Source organism: Nostoc sp., assembly GCF_036917455.1.
Taxonomy (GTDB): domain Bacteria; phylum Cyanobacteriota; class Cyanobacteriia; order Cyanobacteriales; family Nostocaceae; genus Nostoc.
On record NZ_JBALDK010000201.1, the window covers coordinates 75,940 to 92,085 of the forward strand.

Genomic DNA, 16,146 nt, shown 5'->3' on the forward strand with positions numbered 1-16,146 from the left:
CATAAGTCTTCTAACATTATGTGAGATTCAAAATATTTAACTTGATGCATAATAATACATAGAACAAATCAAAGATTGGCAGACAACAAAACTTCTTTTTTACTTTCTAAATACACCAGAGAACTTACGAAAGATTTAATCAAAACAGTTGCAAGGCTAATGGTTGTACTTACCCGCTCGAAAATATTATAAAAATTTATTTTTCTTTAAGAACTGCAACATCTATTAATATTTCTTAGTTAAAATGGGAAAAGAATAAATACTTAGTTAAGAACAGGAGGGGTGAGCCATGCAAAGCACCCAGTTCGATAAGATTATGCGACGAATAGCGACGATATTATCAGTCGTGATACTTGCTTTGTGCTTAATTTATGTCTCTACAGGAGTTTTGCTGTCTTTTTACTATGAACCGACAGCAGGGGGTGCTTATAACTCCTTAAAGATGATTAATACACAAGTGCCATACGGCTGGTTGTTTTGGAGAGCGCATGAAGTTGCTGGTAACGCAGTAATTGCGATCGCTTTGATTCAAATTGTAGTGATGTTTTTAGGTCGCCGATTCCGCAAGAGTTGGCTAACTGCTTGGGTTAGTGGGATTTTGTTGACATTAAGTGCGATCGGGCTGGACTGGACAGCGATGATCTTAGATTGGACTCAGGAAGGATACTGGCGTTTTAACATTGAATTAGGAACCATCGAAGCCATTCCTTTTATTGGTGGACAGCTGCGCGACATCCTAACTGGGGGTGGAGCAATTAATACAGTTACTGTCGAACACCTTTATACAATACACAGTTATCTGATCTTGGTGGCGACCCTAACTCTTGCCATAGTTCATTTAGCTGCTTTACTGTGGCAGGAATGGGAAATGTATCAAGAAGGACCAAGACCAGAAATTGATAATTTGCCACAACCATCAGAAGGCGAATTTGTTCCTACCCAAAGCTGAGTGCTGTTAGCGGATAGCTAAGGTTTAGCCCATTCTGACTTCTGAATTCTTCTTCCCCCTGCCTCATCCCCCAGAAGCTTCAGTAGCGGAAAGTTGAGACAATTGGACTAGGGATAGGTCTTCAACCTCTGGTAACTTTTCTAGAGACAGGGGAGTGGATTGGGTAGCACCAGATAAGCGTTTTAAAAGGCTAGGTCTGGGGTCATGCAATAGGTAAATAATGCGATCGCCAATTTCCCAATCTTGGTTAACTGGCATTACCTGTAAGCGTTCTTCTCGTTCTACCAGTAGCGGTATCAACACCCCAGCCCGAATTTTTTCTTGGATGCGATCGTATTGAGTGGAAAATTCCAACTCATTTAGCGTAGTTGTGCCCAGCTTGACTCGCCCATCATTCAAATATTCATTCCAAGTCTTAATCGCTAAGTCTGGGATAAAAGCTTGATTAACTTTACTACTAACCGAAATACTCGCTTGCGGATCGCGGGGGAAAACAGCTAAAACCCGCGGTGGCTTAAATTCCTCAGCTGCTCTTTGAGCCAAAACAAAATTCACCTCGCCATTACTTGTCATCGCCAAAAAAGTCCCCATCGAAGCAAGTCCCGCCTCTTCCAAAACAGCAGCATCTAGTCCACTGCTGGCAATCACCCGCAGATTTTGCGCCTCAGCTTGAACAAGACATTCGGGGTCAGTATCAATCATGACCACATTTTCTCCCCGTTCTTGAAAGAACCGGGCAATCAAAAGACTCAACGGATTACAACCTACAATCACTGCCCCAGTTACATCCTTGGAAGTGATTTGCAGCCATTTGGCAACCCAGCCAGCTGTTAAACCTTGGCAGACAACAGTCATGATAATTGTCAGGAAGACTAGAGCTTTGATGGAATCACCGCCGTTAATACCACGTTGGGTTAGCGAAATCGCAAAAAAAGAAGCTACAGAAGCGGCAACAATTCCTCTAGGAGCAACCCAGCTTAAAAATAGTTTCTGTCGCCAATTTAGATCGCTGTTCCAGGTACACAAGAGGATATTAATTGGGCGAACAACAAACATTAATACCAAAACAGTGAATAAACTACCCCAACCCAAAGCAAACACACTGGCAATAGATAAATCGGCAGCTAATAAGATAAATAGCACCGAGACGCTGAGAATTGTTAGCTGACCCTTGAAGCTCCGTAACAAACGTTCTTCTGGGACTGAGGAGTTAGCAAAGACTGCTCCTGCAACAACTGTCGTCATGACTCCCGATTCACTGCGGATCATTTGCGATAAGGCAAACAAACCCCAAAGTATCGCCAACACCACTAAGTTTTTTAGCTCGAATGAGAGAAAACTGGCGCGTTTGAAAATCAAGCTCATCAGATAACCGCCAGCACCACCAATTGCCGCACCAACAACCAGGCGTATAAGTAAACCGACGATCGCATTGATCGGGTCAGCATCGCCGTTTAAAATGGTATCGAGGACAACGAAGGCAAGAATCGCTCCTACAGGGTCAATTAAAACCCCTTCGCCTTCCAAAAGTGTTGCTACTTGCCGATCTACATTGATTTGTTTCAGCAAAGGGCCAACGACGGTTGGGCCTGTCACCACAATGATGGAAGCATAGAGAAAAGCTATATTCCAAGGAAATTCACCCAGCCAATGGGCAGCCATACTCCCACCAAGCAGTGTAATCAGCGTTCCTTGAGTGACGAGCAATTGTAAGCTGACTGAAACTCTGCCTAACTCTCGCAGATCCAAATTAAGTCCGCCTTCAAACAAAATTATTGCAGTTGCTAGGGCGACAATAACTTCCAATCCAGTGCCTAGCGCATGGGGATGCAACAGCCCTATGCCATCAGAACCGAACAATATGCCTAACAGCAATAACAAGACGATGCTGGGTATGCGAAAGTATGCAGCCAGCACTTGAGCGCTAATGCCTGCAAAAACTGCGATCGCCATCTGTAAGGTAATTTCAAAAGATGCTTCCATGTTGTAGATTTTGAGCGATTTATTTCAAAATCTTTGGTAAAAAATCGTAGAGATTTAACTCTACAGGGTACAACATCATACCCTTTGTCCCTGACAGAATGTACCGTTTTTTCTATCTGAACTTCTCTCTAAATTTCCAGCGCCAGAGGCTGACCTCCCCTGTGGTTTCCCACAGGAGTATCTACGAAATTCTTTTTGTGTTTTCATCTCTTTGTATCCTCTTCAAGCTTTTACCTCCACCCAGTTTAGCTGCCACAAACTTTTTTTCGCAAAAGCTGTTGACAACAGCCGGAAAATTAGTTAACTTATAAAAGGTCATAAGTCCAATGCCCCCATCGTCTAGAGGCCTAGGACACCTCCCTTTCACGGAGGTAACGGGGATTCGAATTCCCCTGGGGGTACTAAAAAAGTAGAATTATCTTTCTACGAGTTGATAAATGAAAACGGTCATTCAGAGATAATACTGAATGACCGTTTAATTATACATACGGTTCTTTGCTAGCTAACTCTTCTACACGTTGGTGAATAGCCACAAGATTTAATCGTAAGTCTTTACTCAGGCGGTTTTCAATGATTCCTACTGGCATAGTGAGTTTCGGCCAAACTTGAATTGTGTAGCAAAGATTTGTTCCTACATACTCACCAAGGGAATAAGGCTCTAAACACCAGCTACCAGAAAAGCCTTTAAAATCTCCTTCTACCATACGAAAATTAATTTCTTTGGGAAAGCATTCTTCCAAATCCAGAACCACCCGCGCCGAAAAGTTGAAATTAAGTAAGCGTTGGGAGCCTACTTGCTCCAGTCTAATTCCACCCTTGGGATGCTCTATTAGACGACTTTTAGCGAGGTTGGGTAGAAAATCAGGCAAGGCTTCATAATCTGTCAGAACCTTCCAGATTTGTTCCACTGGTTGGGGGATTTGAACTTTGGCGCTGATTTGTCGCTGTCGCTCTGCTATTTTCTGAATTTGAACTTCAACCTTAGCTGCCAAAGCGACTATATCAGCATCAGCAGTTAAATCCCCTTCGAGGTTGGTGTCATCGTTAGCAGACTTGAAATCAGGGTTCTCTGTTGCGTTCTGTTCTTTAATCACGTTCAGAATTATAGTTTGCTTTCGTCAGAAAATTGGGGCAGAGTCAGGGTAAAGCAAATTTCGCTTTGTTCAGAATCTGATATTGGGAGACTCTCAACTGCGATCGCTCCATTCAAATGCTGCACTAAAGACTTGACTAGAGCAAGTCCCAAGCCAGTCCCAGGAGTCCAACGCCCTTTTCCGCGACGGAATTTGTCAAAGATATAAGTTGCCTCTTCTTCGGAGATGGCATGTCCTGTATTCGTCACTTTTATGATAACTCGATCGATTTGTTGATCGAGTTGGTGAACAGCCTCCAAATTGACGGTGGTATTATTTTGTGAATATTTACAGGCATTAGTTAACAATTCTTGCAGGATACGATCAAAACTCTCTAGTTCAGTTTGCAGTTTTAGCGATTTCTCTGGTAAATCTACAGAAATCTTTAATCCCTTCTCTGTGAGTTTTTTCTCAAAAGATGCTGCTATGGCCTGGATTCTAGTATTTAAATCTATAGATTCTAATTGTGGAGCTTCGTGAGGCGACTCTAATTTCTGGAGTGTCAACAAGTCATTAATCAAGTTGATTTCCTTTGTGCATTCCTGCTCTAGGATATCCATGTATCTAATTTGACGCTCTGGTGCGATTCCTGGCAAACGTAAGTTCCGAATGGACATTAGCATGTTTGTCAAAGGATAACGCAAGCGATCGCTCATGTTGCTCAAAAATTCATCTTTGAGTTCATTGAGTTTCCGCAGTTGCTCAACATATTGCCGGGTTCTTTCATGCAACTTTGCCTGGAGTTCCAGACTACTCTGAAGTTTCGCCGTCCGTTCATCTACCAAGGTTTGCACTTGGCGCAATGTCTGTGACTGAATTATGGCGTTACTTATTTGAGCGCAAACCATTTCCACAAGATTTAATTCTGCTGCTTGCCAACTGCGAGTGGTGGCTTGCTGTAGCACCAAGAATCCTAAAATTTTACCTTGACTTTCTAATGGCACTAATAAGACCGCAGGCAATTGTTCTATTGCAAATAATGGAACTGCTGAGGAGGTATCATTTTGCTCTGTATAGTTATCGAAAATGACTGGTTTCCCAGTATCCATAAAGGCACGCTGGCATAAACCACACTCCGAAACCAAGAAAGACTGATCTTCTAAGATATCTGTTTTAGTAGTGCGGGAAATTTGTGTTGCCTTAGCCCATTCACTGTTCACTCTAGCCTTCGCTTGGGGAATTTGTTTTTTAGCTTGAGTCCTAAACAGTGGGTCTGTATATTTTAGTAGTATCAGTAAACCCCGATCTGCCTGTAGAGATTCGGCAGTAGAGGCGATGACTAACTGGAGCATTTGATTAAGCTCCAAGTTGCTACGATTCAGTAATGTTAATTGCTTAATCAAGCTCTGATACTGATCGCCTTTTTGCAGATACTGTTGTTGATGAGTAATTAGTTTAGCTTGTGCCACTTGAGAAAAAGCGATCGCACAAGCAGACTCTACCTCTTTGAGTAGTTGTTTTTCTGATTCACTCCAATCATAGGGTTGGAATTTAATCAGATTAATCACCCCATTATTATTTTCACCAAACCTGGTGGGAATTGCCAAAACCGCTTTTATGGGTAGCGGTAAATACTGACAGCCAATTACCAGACTATTCTGAACGATCGAAATGTCTTCAATAGTCAATGGTTCAGCAGCACATTGCAGCACTGGCGAGTGCATAAGCAACTGTTCCATCGAAAACATCTCTTCTGGATGTGGCAACCCTAGATACTCATCAGCACACCAATTAATAGTAGTCACTTCATCGGATGTATCACCCGTTGCTGAAACCAAACAGCAACAATCTACCTGAAAAGCAGATCCTAGCAATTGGGCAATATCTTGCAACATCAATGCCGTAGCGGAGGTATTGGCAATGACTTGATTAATCTTTTGTACCAACTGGCGGGCAGTTTCTTCCTGATGCTGCATCAGCTTGACTTGGTAAGTTTGTAGTCGATCTATGTCATCTACGTACTGTTTCGGCGACCATAAAGGCTTTTTCATTCTTGGCACGCCCTTGGATAATAAACCCATTGTTTTTGCACCCAACCCCTTGGCATATTCTTCACCGTTAGTTGTGTTGCTACACCTTGATAATTGACAAATTTTATATGAATACTTTCTCTCACCTGTTATAGCCCTTTTCTTTGGCAGATGCCCAAGTTGCTGCTATATAAAGCAAATTGCTACATGGGTAATGAGATACTTAGGATACTCTAAAATGACTTAGCCTGATTATTTTTGGCTGCTTTATCTTCTTTAAATTTAGATAATTAACTAACTTCGACTCAGAATATCCTGTCTGTAAGTATACATAAACCGTAATTTCTCTGGAATCTCAGGGTAATTCCCCAGTTATACCCGTAATAACACTGAATATATTTTAAGGTCTTTGTAAAATTTTGTTTTTATTTTAATCCTTTAGCCAGCCATCCTTTGATCTGTGTTGCTCTCAATCAAATATAACTAAGCCGGAGCATCAAACCAATTTTTGATTTTGGATTGAAAGAGAATACTGCCTTAATTACAGGACGAGGTTTGGGGCATGAACTAAAAAATCTAAAATTCGTAGTAAAACCAAATTTCCTTTTATAGCACAAGCCTTGGTGATTAGGATATCAACAGATGATGAAACTTAGACACAAGAAGACTTTTCACCCAGTCCCCAGTCCCCAGTCCCCAGTCCCTTGCTATATAAGCTACAAATTTTAACAAAAAGTTCTACTCATTGGAGAAAATAAAGCTTAATTCTGAATGCAGCCCAATTATTCAGTAATAAGACTTACGCACTGAAAACTTGAAACCTCGTTTGCGTCGCCCACTCTCCCTAACAAACGACAATTGCTCCACTCAGAGATATTCAAGTGAAGCAATTGACTTCCCTTAAAAAGCAGGGATCTGAAAGAGCCAACTTTTTAAGGGGGTTGGGGGAACTCTTGTGCGTAAGTCCTAAATAAAATAACTAGGCTGCATTAGCTGAATATTAAGACTATCCAGCCAAACTCTCGACACTCAGAGGAACCATATCGCCATTCCTCGTTAGTCCTAACAACATCGGTTCTTGGGGTTGAATTAGTTGACCTGTGAGTACACAGCGTTCTTCCTGTTGAGCTGTGGCAGCTATGCTGGCTCGAATGTCCGCTCGCGAAAATCGAGGCTTCCATTCACCTGATTTTTGCTGGACATAATTCCACAGGATATCTCGAATCAGAGCTTGATATCCCTGATTCCCAGCTATTTCTTTGAGCTTATCTTTGAGTTCGCGCTCTAAGCGGATGCTGGTAACTTCCATATCGGTGGTTGGGGTGCGGGCGATCGTATGCATCACTGATTTCTCCTTAAAGTATAGACAGGATAGTAATACAAGTGTAGTATGTTTAAAGGAATCTTCAATAGGTGAAATTTTCTGTGAAACCCATTTGCCCGATCTCTACTTCAATTTTGTGCGCTACCAATTGCCGAATCAGTTGGGAATCAGCTGCTATGGAAGTGGAGTATTTATTTATGGGCGATGGTAGCCGAGATCCTGGGCAAATCACAGAGGGTAATTATGATTCTAGACATCTCAGCATAAGTGGGTTGATTGCGAAACCACAACTAGATGAAGAAAGCGGGGGGTACAGGCAAAGGAATACTGTACCAATATGAGACCAGAAAGTTTTCCGGTCAATTCTAACCCCCGCTTCACCAAAACAGGAAGCGGGGGTTTTTTTATAAGGAGTGAAGCTGTGACGATATCTTCTCTGCGCGGCGCGAACGCAATGCAAGTGTTAGAGCAATCTGTGGTGGTGTTTTCTCAAAATTACTTGCCACTATGTCGGATTAATATCAAGCGGGCAATTGTGCTGTTAGTAACCAACAAAGCTCAACCGTTAGGTTTGACCACAGAAGGCGGATGGCAAGTTCACTCACCCAACTTGGTAATTGATGTACCAAAACATATTCGCTTAACGATCGCTTCTAATGAGCGGATGTGGAAAGTTCCGCCAGTGAATCGAAAGGAAGTGTTGCGGCGAGATCGTTACAGTTGCCAATATTGCGGTAGCGGCAAACATCTAACGCTAGATCATGTGATGCCGCGCTCTAAAGGCGGTTCTCACACTTGGGATAACGTAGTCACAGCTTGTGAGAGATGTAACTCCTGTAAAGGCGATCGCACCCTGTTTGAATCTGGTATGCAATTACGTACCAAACCAAAAGCGCCAATTCACCCCGCGATTTCTTTTGCCGAACAGTTTTGGATAGATATGCAAGGAAGCCTGGAATAGCAGGAGAGCATAAGGAATGCTGAAATTAACTTACACTGAAAGCAGTTTTGATTTGGAACGTGTCACTCTGTCGCTAGAAGAATGGGTAGCGCAGCGAGTGATTTTGGCCCTGCGAGTTGGGCAAAGTTTGTGCATTGAACCCAGTACCGCTTCCTTTTTACTTCCTGTTGATTTACCAGGAGTAGAAGTGCTTGAGGTTGAGGTAAAAAGAGGTGACAGAGAAATCATTGCCCTCTGTGCCTGCGATACCCAATATCTAGAAGTCACTCTGCAAGGTTCTTGGCTATCAGATAGTTCTAAGGATGCTGTAGGGGTGTTTTTCACCACGATGAGCGATCGCGCTGAGTTCTTTTTGCACAAACTTTGGCAAGAAGCTCAAGCTTGTGCTTCTGTCATGACCGAATAAACGAAATAGTCGGGTGAGAAATTCTCACCCTTTATTGCGCCATTTGCAGCAATTCGGGAATTGTCACAAATCGGTAGCCTTGCTGTTTGAGTCCACTAATGATTTGTGGCAAAGCTTCTACAGTTCTGTGGCGATCGCCACCACCGTCGTGCATCAAAACAATAGAACCAGGTTTTGCGCCTTTCAAGACATTATTTACAAATGCTTGCGGTTTGGCGTGAGGATCGGTATCGGCTGAAGTTAGCGACCACATAATGACAGCATCTTTTTGGCTTTTAGCATAAGCGGCTAGTCCGTTATTTAAAAAGCCTCCAGGAGGACGAAACAGAGAAGTTTTCACCCCTGTAGTTTTGTATATCAGGTCAGATGTGCGATCGATTTCACTCTTAGCTGTGGCTTCATCCATTCGCCGATACCAATGATGCCAAGTATGGTTGCCGATAGCGTGTCCTTCAGCAACCACTCGTTTAGCTAGGTCGGGATTTGCTTGTAAGGCTTGTCCTACCCAAAAGAATGTCACTTTAACATCATTTTGCTTGAGAATATCCAGCATTTCTAGGGTTGTTTTTGGCCAAGGCCCATCATCAATGCCTAGAGCAATAACCTTTTCGTTGCTGCTCAGTTGAACCTTATAAACTGTTTTTCCTTGAAATTTCGCTGGAACTGTAAATGTAAGGTTTTCTACTTTAGTTGATGGCGGTAGTTCATTAACTTGTCCCTTTGCTGGATTTTGAACTTGTGCAGCATGGCTTTTGCTGATTGGCTGGTTTAGCCCCAATTGTGGGGAAGTACTAGGGGCAATACTACAAGCTGTAATCGTAGAGGCGATCGCGACAATACTAATTATCTTTTGTCGCTTGAGGTAGTTGTCTGTCACGTCAGGCTTTTAAAAAACTCACCCAATCATAAGCTGTAGTTTGACTTTTAAGAGGTGTGAGCAAGTTCAAGTCTAAGTGCAGAAGCTTTTTTAGACAATTTCAAAAAAACTTTCTCAAACCCCTTGACACCTCTTGTAGTATTTTGTAGTATATTTGTAGTGAAGCAAAAGACAAAGCTTCGCAAGGGTCAAAGTCATGTTCTACATACAACTCAAACAGAGACGCTGGAATCAACCAGAGTCTCCCATTAAGAAAGCCGCTTCTACTTGTAAACCATCTGAAGTAGAGGCAATCAACCAAAAAAGTTTTAAGTTTGCACTTAGCAAAACCACAGAATACATCCGTAATACACAACAGGCTTGCTACCTAGAGTTTCGGTTGTTTTCCTAACAGTTTCTAACAGTAAAAAGTAAACTTTCTGAACCTTGAAAACTGAATAAGAAATGGGCAAATTCACCAAAATTCTGTGCCTAAAAACCTAAAATTTTAGGCACAGATTCAAAAAAATCGGGGTGTAGCTCAACTGGCTAGAGCGTTCCGTTGTCTGCGGAAATGTTGCGGGTTCAAGTCCCGTCACCCTGGTTGCAGTCCTGTAGGCGAATAGTTTAAGCCGTCAGTTTCTCAAACTGAAGATTGCGAGTGCGAATCTCGTCGGGACTCCCAAATGGTCAGGTAGCCAAGTGGTTGAAGGCGTTGGTCTGCAAAACTAATTAGCGCGGGTTCAAATCCCGCCCTGACCTCTGGTGCGATCGCAGTGTAGCTTAATGGTAAAGCCCCTGGCTCATAACCTGGTATACGCGGGTTCAAGTCCCGCCACTGCCACCAAATGCAGGGATGGTGTAACGGCAACACCTCGTGACTCCAAATCCGATGTTCTAGGTTCAAATCCTAGTCCCTGTGTCAGACAATTTTGGATTTTAAATTTTAGATTAAAAAATCTAATCCAAAATCTAAAATTCTGCAAATTATACCAATTTGAAAAAAGAATGCACAGATACACACAGCCAAACCCTTATTATGACTGACTTTCTTAATTTTGAATTTTGAATTTTGAATTTTGAATTGGTATTATGCCCTCGTGGACGAATGGTTAAGTCAGTGTTCTTTCAAAGCACAGATGCGAGTTCAATTCTCGTCGAGGGAATGATTTATGGGTCGGTGGCCGAGTCTGGCTGAAGGCGACAGTCTGTAAAACTGTTCTTTTTTGCACGCAGGTTCAAATCCTGCTCGACCCACTATGGAGAGGTGGCTGAGTGGCTAAAAGCGTCCTCCTGCTAAGAGGAAACGGGTAGTATAACCCGTCGCAGGTTCAAATCCTGTCCTCTCCGTTTTGAGAGTGTGGTGTAACTGGATAACATCTCAGTCTACGAAACTGAAGAATTGAGGGTTCAATTCCCTCCGCTCTCGTTCTTATCTCCCGGTAGCTCAGTTGGTAGTAGCGCCTGTCTGAAGAACAGGAGGTCGTTGGTTCGATTCCGACCTGGGGGGCTTTGTTGCCTCATAGCTCAATGGTAGAGCAAGCGGCTGTTAACCGCGCGGTTGTAGGTTCGAGTCCTACTGAGGCAGCCATTCATTGCTGGGTGGACGAATTGGTAAGTCGCATCGCTCTGAACGATGAGGTTGCAGGTTCAAACCCTGCCCTGGCAATAAAGCCCTGTGGTGTAATTGGCAACATAGCGCCCTTTGAAGGCGAAGATTCCAGGTTCGAGTCCTGGTGGGGCTGCCAAATTTTGCTCTTGTAGCCCAACTGGAAGAGGCTGCCGTTTCAAAAACGGTATGTTGTGGGTTCAATTCCCACCAAGAGTACCAAAACTTGCTCCTGTAGCCCAATTGGAAGAGGTGGCAGACTTAAAATCTGTTTAGTTGTGGGTTCGATTCCCATCAGGAGTACCACGGGATGTAATTCAGTGGCCAGAAGCCATGCTTTGGGAGCATGGAGTCGCAGGTTCAAATCCTGCCATCCCGATATGCCCCTGTGACGGAACTGGCATACGTGCTGGAATCAGAGTCCGCAACCAAGCTTGAACCTTGGGGTACAGGCAACTGTAGGGGTTCGATTCCTCCATCTTCCTCTTTTCCACCTGAAGCCGAAAAGCGAGGCACTGTGCTGATAACACAGAAATAGGAGGGGCAGTACCTCCCAGGTGGATTTATATCTAGTGTTGGTGTAAGGCTTGCGATGTAAAAAACACACGATCGCACTTGCTCATTTCTTATTTAAATCAACTAGGGTGGTTGGCATACCGGCTGTGCAGCGAGCTTTTAACTCGCAGAAATAGGTTCGACCCCTATACCACCCACTGAGCAATTCAAAATTAATAAATGCAATCCTAGCAAGTTTTTTGGCAATTGCTAATGTGTCATTTGAAGGCACGTTAGCTTATGAATACGAACTAGCGATCGCTAATTGAGCATGTTGCAATAGTATATCTTTATCCAAAATTTCTACGGGATATTGCGGTGTTACTGCCAGTAATTTATCGATTCTTTCTCTGGCTGCTTCCACTACTGATTCGTCTAAGCTGCCCTTACTGAGGGAATCAACGAAATCTTCAGCAATCTGATAGGTTCTTTCAAGAGATGATGAATTAATATTGCGCGAGACAATAAATAGGTCACAACCTGCATTGAATGACCGCGCCACAGTTCCGGGTTTCATAAACATATCTGAGATCGCTTTCATATCCAAGTCGTCAGATACAACTACTCCCTCAAAGCCAAGTTCTTCCCTAAGTATGGTTTTCAGGATAGTTTGGGAAAGCGTTGCTGGTACATCAGCATCTATCTTAGGAAATAAAATATGGGCAGTCATTATTAAAGGTATCTGTACTTCGATTAGAGCTTTGAAGGGTATGAGTTCTCTAAGTCGCAGGTCTTCTAAAGTTAAATCCAGTATTGGTAGCTCAATGTGAGAGTCTTTACTAGTATCTCCATGTCCGGGGAAGTGTTTGGCGCATCCTAAAATTCCTGACTCTTGAAGTCCAAAGTAGTAGTCACGGGAATATTTTGCGGCGATTTCGGGAGTGTTACCAAAGGCGCGAGACCCAATGACGGGGTTGTGGGGATGGGAAAAAACATCTGCGACAGGTGCCCAGGATATATTTATTCCCAGTGATTTTAATTCTACTGCTGTGGCTTTTGCTATTTCGTGGGCGTGCGATCGCAGCAACAACGCATGAGGAAATCGCGTAATTGGCAATGGTGTGCGAATAACACGGCCTCCTTCATGATCCAGAGTTATAAACATCGAATCACGTTCAGTATATTCTCGTATCTGGCTGTTTAAATCCTTGAAGTTTTCTAGCCAAACTTGATATGGAGTGCCATCCAAAAAGTTCTTAGCAAAAAATATCACCCCAATCGGCTTTAATTCATTGAGGGCGCGTTTATCGTCATCGCTTAATGTCGTGCCAGAAATCCCCAGAATCAGGTGATGTCCAAAGCGTTTTAACTCCTGCGATCCACTCATAATTTTTTACCTAACTGAGTTTTTTAATAGCAGTCTATAACCAGTACGATAGATATTTTCTCAGATTAGATACACAGATTTCAAAAGAAATCAACTACTTTTGATATTAGATATTTTCAGTCAAAAGAATTACTTTTATTTACCGAAATTTCCTACACGTAAATTTAGAGAAAATATTCGCTAAAACCTATTGCTAATAATGGTATTGGTAATTTTGTTAGGCAGGTGTATGTAGGGAAAATTCCCTTCGGCAAAAATTTTTTGGGGAAGCGATCGCACAATAACTGCCAAATGTAACGGATTGCAACGTATAATGAGAACGATAAAACCATTAAGAAATATTGAAGGGCATTAAGGTTAAATGCGAGTAGCGATCGCGGGTGCTGGTCTAGCAGGACTTTCCTGCGCGAAATATCTCACGGACGCAGGTCATACTCCCATTGTCTTGGAAAGCCGGGACGTACTGGGTGGGCTGGTTGCGGCGTGGAAAGACTCTGACGGCGACTGGTACGAAACCGGTTTACACGCCTTCTTTGGGGCATATCCGAATATGCTCCAATTGCTTAAGGAGTTGGGCATTGAAGACAGACTCCAGTGGAAAGAGCATACACTCATCTTCAATCAACCAGACAAACCTGGGACACTCTCACGTTTTGATGTTCCAGATATTCCATCTCCTTTCAACGTCATTGCATCGATTCTTCGCAACAAAGACATGTTGACTTGGGAGCAAAAGATTCGGTTTGCAGTTGGCTTACTTCCCGCAGTGGTTCGGGGTCAAAAGTATGTTGAAGAGATGGATAAATACAGCTTCTTAGATTGGTTGAAAAGGCAAGGTGTTGACGAGCGGGTAACTAGTGACGTTTTTATCGCCGCATGTAAAGCCCTCACCTTTATCAATCCTGATGAAGTTTCAGCAACGATTCTCTTAACTGCACTAAATCGCTTTCTGCAAGAACGATATGGCTCAAAGATTGCATTTTTGGATGGTTCTCCCACAGAACGTCTATGCAGCCCAATCGTAGATTACATCACAGAACGCGGTGGAGAAGTGCGGTTAAATGTCCCCTTGAAAGAAATTTTACTCAACGCCGATGGCACGGTGAAGGGATACTTGATTAGAGGATTAAATGGCGCAGAAGATGAAGTTGTGACGGCTGATGCTTACGTATCTGCCATTTCAGTTGACCCTTTGAAAGTCATGTTACCTAAACCTTGGAAGCTGATGGAGTTTTTTGAAAAGCTAGAAGGTTTGGAAGGAGTACCAGTGATTAACCTGCATCTGTGGTTTGATCGGAAACTTACAGACATCGATCACCTACTTTTTTCGCGATCGCCCCTCCTAAGCGTTTATGCTGATATGAGCAATACCTGCCGTGAATACGCCAACCCCAATCGCTCAATGCTGGAATTAGTTCTAGCTCCAGCAAAAGATTGGATTGCCAAATCCGATGAGGAGATTGTGTCTGCAACGCTTGCTGAGTTGGAAAAACTTTTCCCAGACCATTTTGGAGGAGACAATCCAGCAACATTGCTGAAATCTCATGTGGTGAAAACGCCGCGTTCAGTTTACAAAGCGACCCCTGGCCGCCAACAGTACCGTCCCGCACAAGTTACGCCCATTGCCAACTTCTATTTAGCCGGAAGTTATACCATGCAACGCTACTTAGGCAGTATGGAAGGTGCCGTACTTTCTGGTAAGCTGACAGCGCAGGCAATTTCTGAGGCTCTCCCGGTAGCAAATTCCTCAAACCTGCAAACGCTCACCCGACCGCCCGCAACGAATGCTGCAACTGCCTGATTCCCCCCCGCGCATGAAAACGCTGGTCTCTGTAGACGAGTCATACAAACTTTGCCGACATCTCACAGCAAAGTATGCCAAGACTTTTTACCTGGGTACTTTGCTCATGAGTCCGGTAAAACGTCAATCTATTTGGTCAATTTACGCTTGGTGTCGCCGTACAGATGAATTGGTGGATGGGCCCGCATCTGCTATTACCACGCCGGAAACCCTAGACCTATGGGAACAGCAGCTGGAATCGATTTTTGCGGGACACCCATTAGAAAATTACGATGTCGCTTTAGCTGATACCCTCCAGCGCTTTCCGATGGACATTCAGCCCTTTCGGGATATGATTGCCGGTCAGCGCATGGACTTATATCGCAGTCGTTATGAAACCTTTGAGGACTTATACCTCTACTGTTACCGCGTTGCTGGCACTGTTGGCTTAATGTCAACACAAGTCATGGGTGTGGATAGCACCACGTACACCGCTCCGTGGCAGCAGAACAAACAACCTTATGTTCCCACAGAAGAAGCGATCGCCCTGGGAATTGCCAATCAACTCACCAACATCTTGCGGGATGTGGGAGAAGATGCCAAACGGGGACGAATCTACATTCCCCTAGAGGACTTGGAAAAATTCAACTACACTGAGCAAGACTTCTTCAAAGGTGTGGTAGATGACCGTTGGCGGGCATTGATGCGCTTTCAGATTGACCGGGCTCGTCAATTCTATACTACTTCAGATCAGGGAATTACTTATTTATCATCAGATGCCCGTTGGCCCGTGTGGGCAGCATCAATGCTGTACGGTCAGATTTTGGACGTGATTGAACGCAACAATTACGATGTGTTCAGTCAACGGGCTTTCGTTCCCCAGTGGAAAAAATTACGCACCTTACCCTTAGCTTGGATGCGATCGCAAGTTCTTTGAATTTGTCATTAGTCATTTGTCCTTAGTCATTTGTATTTTGTAAATAACTAACGACCAATGACTGATGTCCAATTGCCAAAAATAACTATTGACTCTTCCCAACGAGTCTGGTAACATTGATATTCGTGAGTCATGGAGAGGTGGCTGAGTGGTCGAAAGCGGCAGATTGCTAATCTGTTGTACGGCAGGCAACTCCGTACCGAGGGTTCGAATCCCTCCCTCTCCGTTTTCCAGCTTTTAACACACTGAATATTTGCTGTGTCCAAAAGTAAAAAATAATATAGGCGTAAACACTTTTACTCCCAAAGATGGATGATATGATTTATCCTTTGGAGTCCTGGTAAGATGCAACTAAC

The 16,146-nt window shown here is 43.5% G+C and carries 12 protein-coding genes and 19 tRNA genes; 25 read left to right on the forward strand and 6 right to left on the reverse strand.

Annotated features, from left to right (window positions below; genetic code table 11):
- Positions 1–289: 289 nt before the first annotated feature.
- On the forward strand, positions 290–949 hold the full coding sequence (locus V7K42_RS21585; RefSeq protein ID WP_334919377.1) for a cytochrome b N-terminal domain-containing protein: 660 nt from the start codon (positions 290–292) through the stop codon (positions 947–949).
- A gap of 63 nt (positions 950–1,012) precedes the next feature.
- On the opposite strand, the gene V7K42_RS21590 is transcribed toward V7K42_RS21585, so the two are convergent.
- The gene (locus V7K42_RS21590; protein ID WP_334919378.1) at positions 1,013–2,932 is read right to left on the reverse strand and encodes a cation:proton antiporter; all 1,920 of its coding nucleotides are present in this window, start codon (positions 2,930–2,932) and stop codon (positions 1,013–1,015) included.
- 328 nt (positions 2,933–3,260) lie between these two features.
- Between V7K42_RS21590 and V7K42_RS21595 the strand changes: the two genes are divergently transcribed.
- Positions 3,261–3,333: transfer RNA gene (locus tag V7K42_RS21595), tRNA-Glu, on the forward strand.
- Between the two features lie 78 nt (positions 3,334–3,411).
- Here the strand turns inward: V7K42_RS21595 and V7K42_RS21600 are convergent.
- The 3 genes from V7K42_RS21600 to V7K42_RS21610 form a co-directional block, all read right to left on the reverse strand.
- Complete coding sequence (locus V7K42_RS21600) at positions 3,412–4,026, reverse strand: SRPBCC family protein (protein ID WP_334919379.1); 615 nt, start codon at positions 4,024–4,026, stop codon at positions 3,412–3,414.
- Between the two features lie 8 nt (positions 4,027–4,034).
- Complete coding sequence (locus V7K42_RS21605; RefSeq protein WP_334919380.1) at positions 4,035–6,056, reverse strand: sensor histidine kinase; 2,022 nt, start codon at positions 6,054–6,056, stop codon at positions 4,035–4,037.
- A 985-nt stretch (positions 6,057–7,041) separates the two neighbouring features.
- Complete coding sequence (locus V7K42_RS21610; protein WP_012409307.1) at positions 7,042–7,377, reverse strand: hypothetical protein; 336 nt, start codon at positions 7,375–7,377, stop codon at positions 7,042–7,044.
- A gap of 436 nt (positions 7,378–7,813) precedes the next feature.
- On the opposite strand from V7K42_RS21610, the gene V7K42_RS21620 reads away from it, so the two are divergent.
- Complete coding sequence (locus V7K42_RS21620; protein WP_334919412.1) at positions 7,814–8,320, forward strand: HNH endonuclease; 507 nt, start codon at positions 7,814–7,816, stop codon at positions 8,318–8,320.
- A gap of 16 nt (positions 8,321–8,336) precedes the next feature.
- Positions 8,337–8,726 (forward strand): alr0857 family protein, encoded by a 390-nt coding sequence (locus tag V7K42_RS21625; protein WP_334919382.1) that lies wholly within the window; start codon positions 8,337–8,339, stop codon positions 8,724–8,726.
- A 31-nt stretch (positions 8,727–8,757) separates the two neighbouring features.
- Here the strand turns inward: V7K42_RS21625 and V7K42_RS21630 are convergent, their stop codons facing one another.
- A complete protein-coding gene (locus V7K42_RS21630; protein ID WP_334919383.1) occupies positions 8,758–9,603 on the reverse strand; it encodes a polysaccharide deacetylase family protein in 846 nt (281 codons plus the stop codon).
- A gap of 196 nt (positions 9,604–9,799) precedes the next feature.
- On the opposite strand from V7K42_RS21630, the gene V7K42_RS21635 reads away from it, so the two are divergent.
- The 18 genes from V7K42_RS21635 to V7K42_RS21720 all read left to right on the forward strand — a co-directional run bounded on the left by V7K42_RS21635 (position 9,800) and on the right by V7K42_RS21720 (position 11,904).
- Entirely contained in the window at positions 9,800–9,994 is a 195-nt protein-coding gene (locus tag V7K42_RS21635; protein ID WP_334919384.1) for a hypothetical protein, read from the forward strand.
- A gap of 118 nt (positions 9,995–10,112) precedes the next feature.
- A tRNA-Asp gene (locus V7K42_RS21640) sits at positions 10,113–10,186 on the forward strand.
- Between the two features lie 4 nt (positions 10,187–10,190).
- Positions 10,191–10,267, forward strand: a tRNA-Glu gene (locus tag V7K42_RS21645).
- Between the two features lie 3 nt (positions 10,268–10,270).
- Positions 10,271–10,344 (forward strand) — tRNA-Cys (locus V7K42_RS21650).
- A gap of 10 nt (positions 10,345–10,354) precedes the next feature.
- Positions 10,355–10,429 (forward strand) — tRNA-Ile (locus V7K42_RS21655).
- A gap of 3 nt (positions 10,430–10,432) precedes the next feature.
- Positions 10,433–10,504: transfer RNA gene (locus V7K42_RS21660), tRNA-Trp, on the forward strand.
- Positions 10,505–10,677: 173 nt separating this feature from the next.
- Positions 10,678–10,748: transfer RNA gene (locus tag V7K42_RS21665), tRNA-Glu, on the forward strand.
- 8 nt (positions 10,749–10,756) lie between these two features.
- Positions 10,757–10,839 (forward strand) — tRNA-Tyr (locus V7K42_RS21670).
- Positions 10,840–10,843: 4 nt separating this feature from the next.
- Positions 10,844–10,932, forward strand: a tRNA-Ser gene (locus V7K42_RS21675).
- 4 nt (positions 10,933–10,936) lie between these two features.
- Positions 10,937–11,011 (forward strand) — tRNA-Arg (locus V7K42_RS21680).
- Positions 11,012–11,018: 7 nt separating this feature from the next.
- Positions 11,019–11,092: transfer RNA gene (locus tag V7K42_RS21685), tRNA-Phe, on the forward strand.
- A 6-nt stretch (positions 11,093–11,098) separates the two neighbouring features.
- Positions 11,099–11,173, forward strand: a tRNA-Asn gene (locus V7K42_RS21690).
- A 5-nt stretch (positions 11,174–11,178) separates the two neighbouring features.
- Positions 11,179–11,251 (forward strand) — tRNA-Gln (locus tag V7K42_RS21695).
- Positions 11,252–11,254: 3 nt separating this feature from the next.
- Positions 11,255–11,330, forward strand: a tRNA-Gln gene (locus V7K42_RS21700).
- 6 nt (positions 11,331–11,336) lie between these two features.
- A tRNA-Leu gene (locus tag V7K42_RS21705) sits at positions 11,337–11,413 on the forward strand.
- A gap of 6 nt (positions 11,414–11,419) precedes the next feature.
- Positions 11,420–11,497 (forward strand) — tRNA-Leu (locus V7K42_RS21710).
- Positions 11,498–11,570 (forward strand) — tRNA-Pro (locus tag V7K42_RS21715).
- Positions 11,571–11,833: 263 nt separating this feature from the next.
- Positions 11,834–11,904: transfer RNA gene (locus V7K42_RS21720), tRNA-Lys, on the forward strand.
- An 80-nt stretch (positions 11,905–11,984) separates the two neighbouring features.
- Here V7K42_RS21720 and nagZ read toward each other — a convergent pair.
- Positions 11,985–13,073 carry a beta-N-acetylhexosaminidase gene (nagZ, locus tag V7K42_RS21725; protein ID WP_334919385.1) on the reverse strand — a complete coding sequence of 363 codons (1,089 nt, stop codon included), beginning with the start codon at positions 13,071–13,073 and terminating at the stop codon, positions 11,985–11,987.
- A 361-nt stretch (positions 13,074–13,434) separates the two neighbouring features.
- Between nagZ and pds the strand changes: the two genes are divergently transcribed.
- The 3 genes from pds (at position 13,435) to V7K42_RS21740 (ending at position 16,016) form a co-directional block, all read left to right on the forward strand.
- A complete protein-coding gene (pds, locus tag V7K42_RS21730) occupies positions 13,435–14,874 on the forward strand; it encodes a 15-cis-phytoene desaturase (protein WP_334919386.1) in 1,440 nt (479 codons plus the stop codon).
- On the forward strand, positions 14,858–15,790 hold the full coding sequence (gene crtB, locus V7K42_RS21735) for a 15-cis-phytoene synthase CrtB (RefSeq protein WP_334919387.1): 933 nt from the start codon (positions 14,858–14,860) through the stop codon (positions 15,788–15,790). The genes pds and crtB overlap by 17 nt, the downstream gene beginning before the upstream one ends.
- A 134-nt stretch (positions 15,791–15,924) precedes the next feature.
- A tRNA-Ser gene (locus V7K42_RS21740) sits at positions 15,925–16,016 on the forward strand.
- The last annotated feature ends 130 nt before the right edge of the window (positions 16,017–16,146 follow it).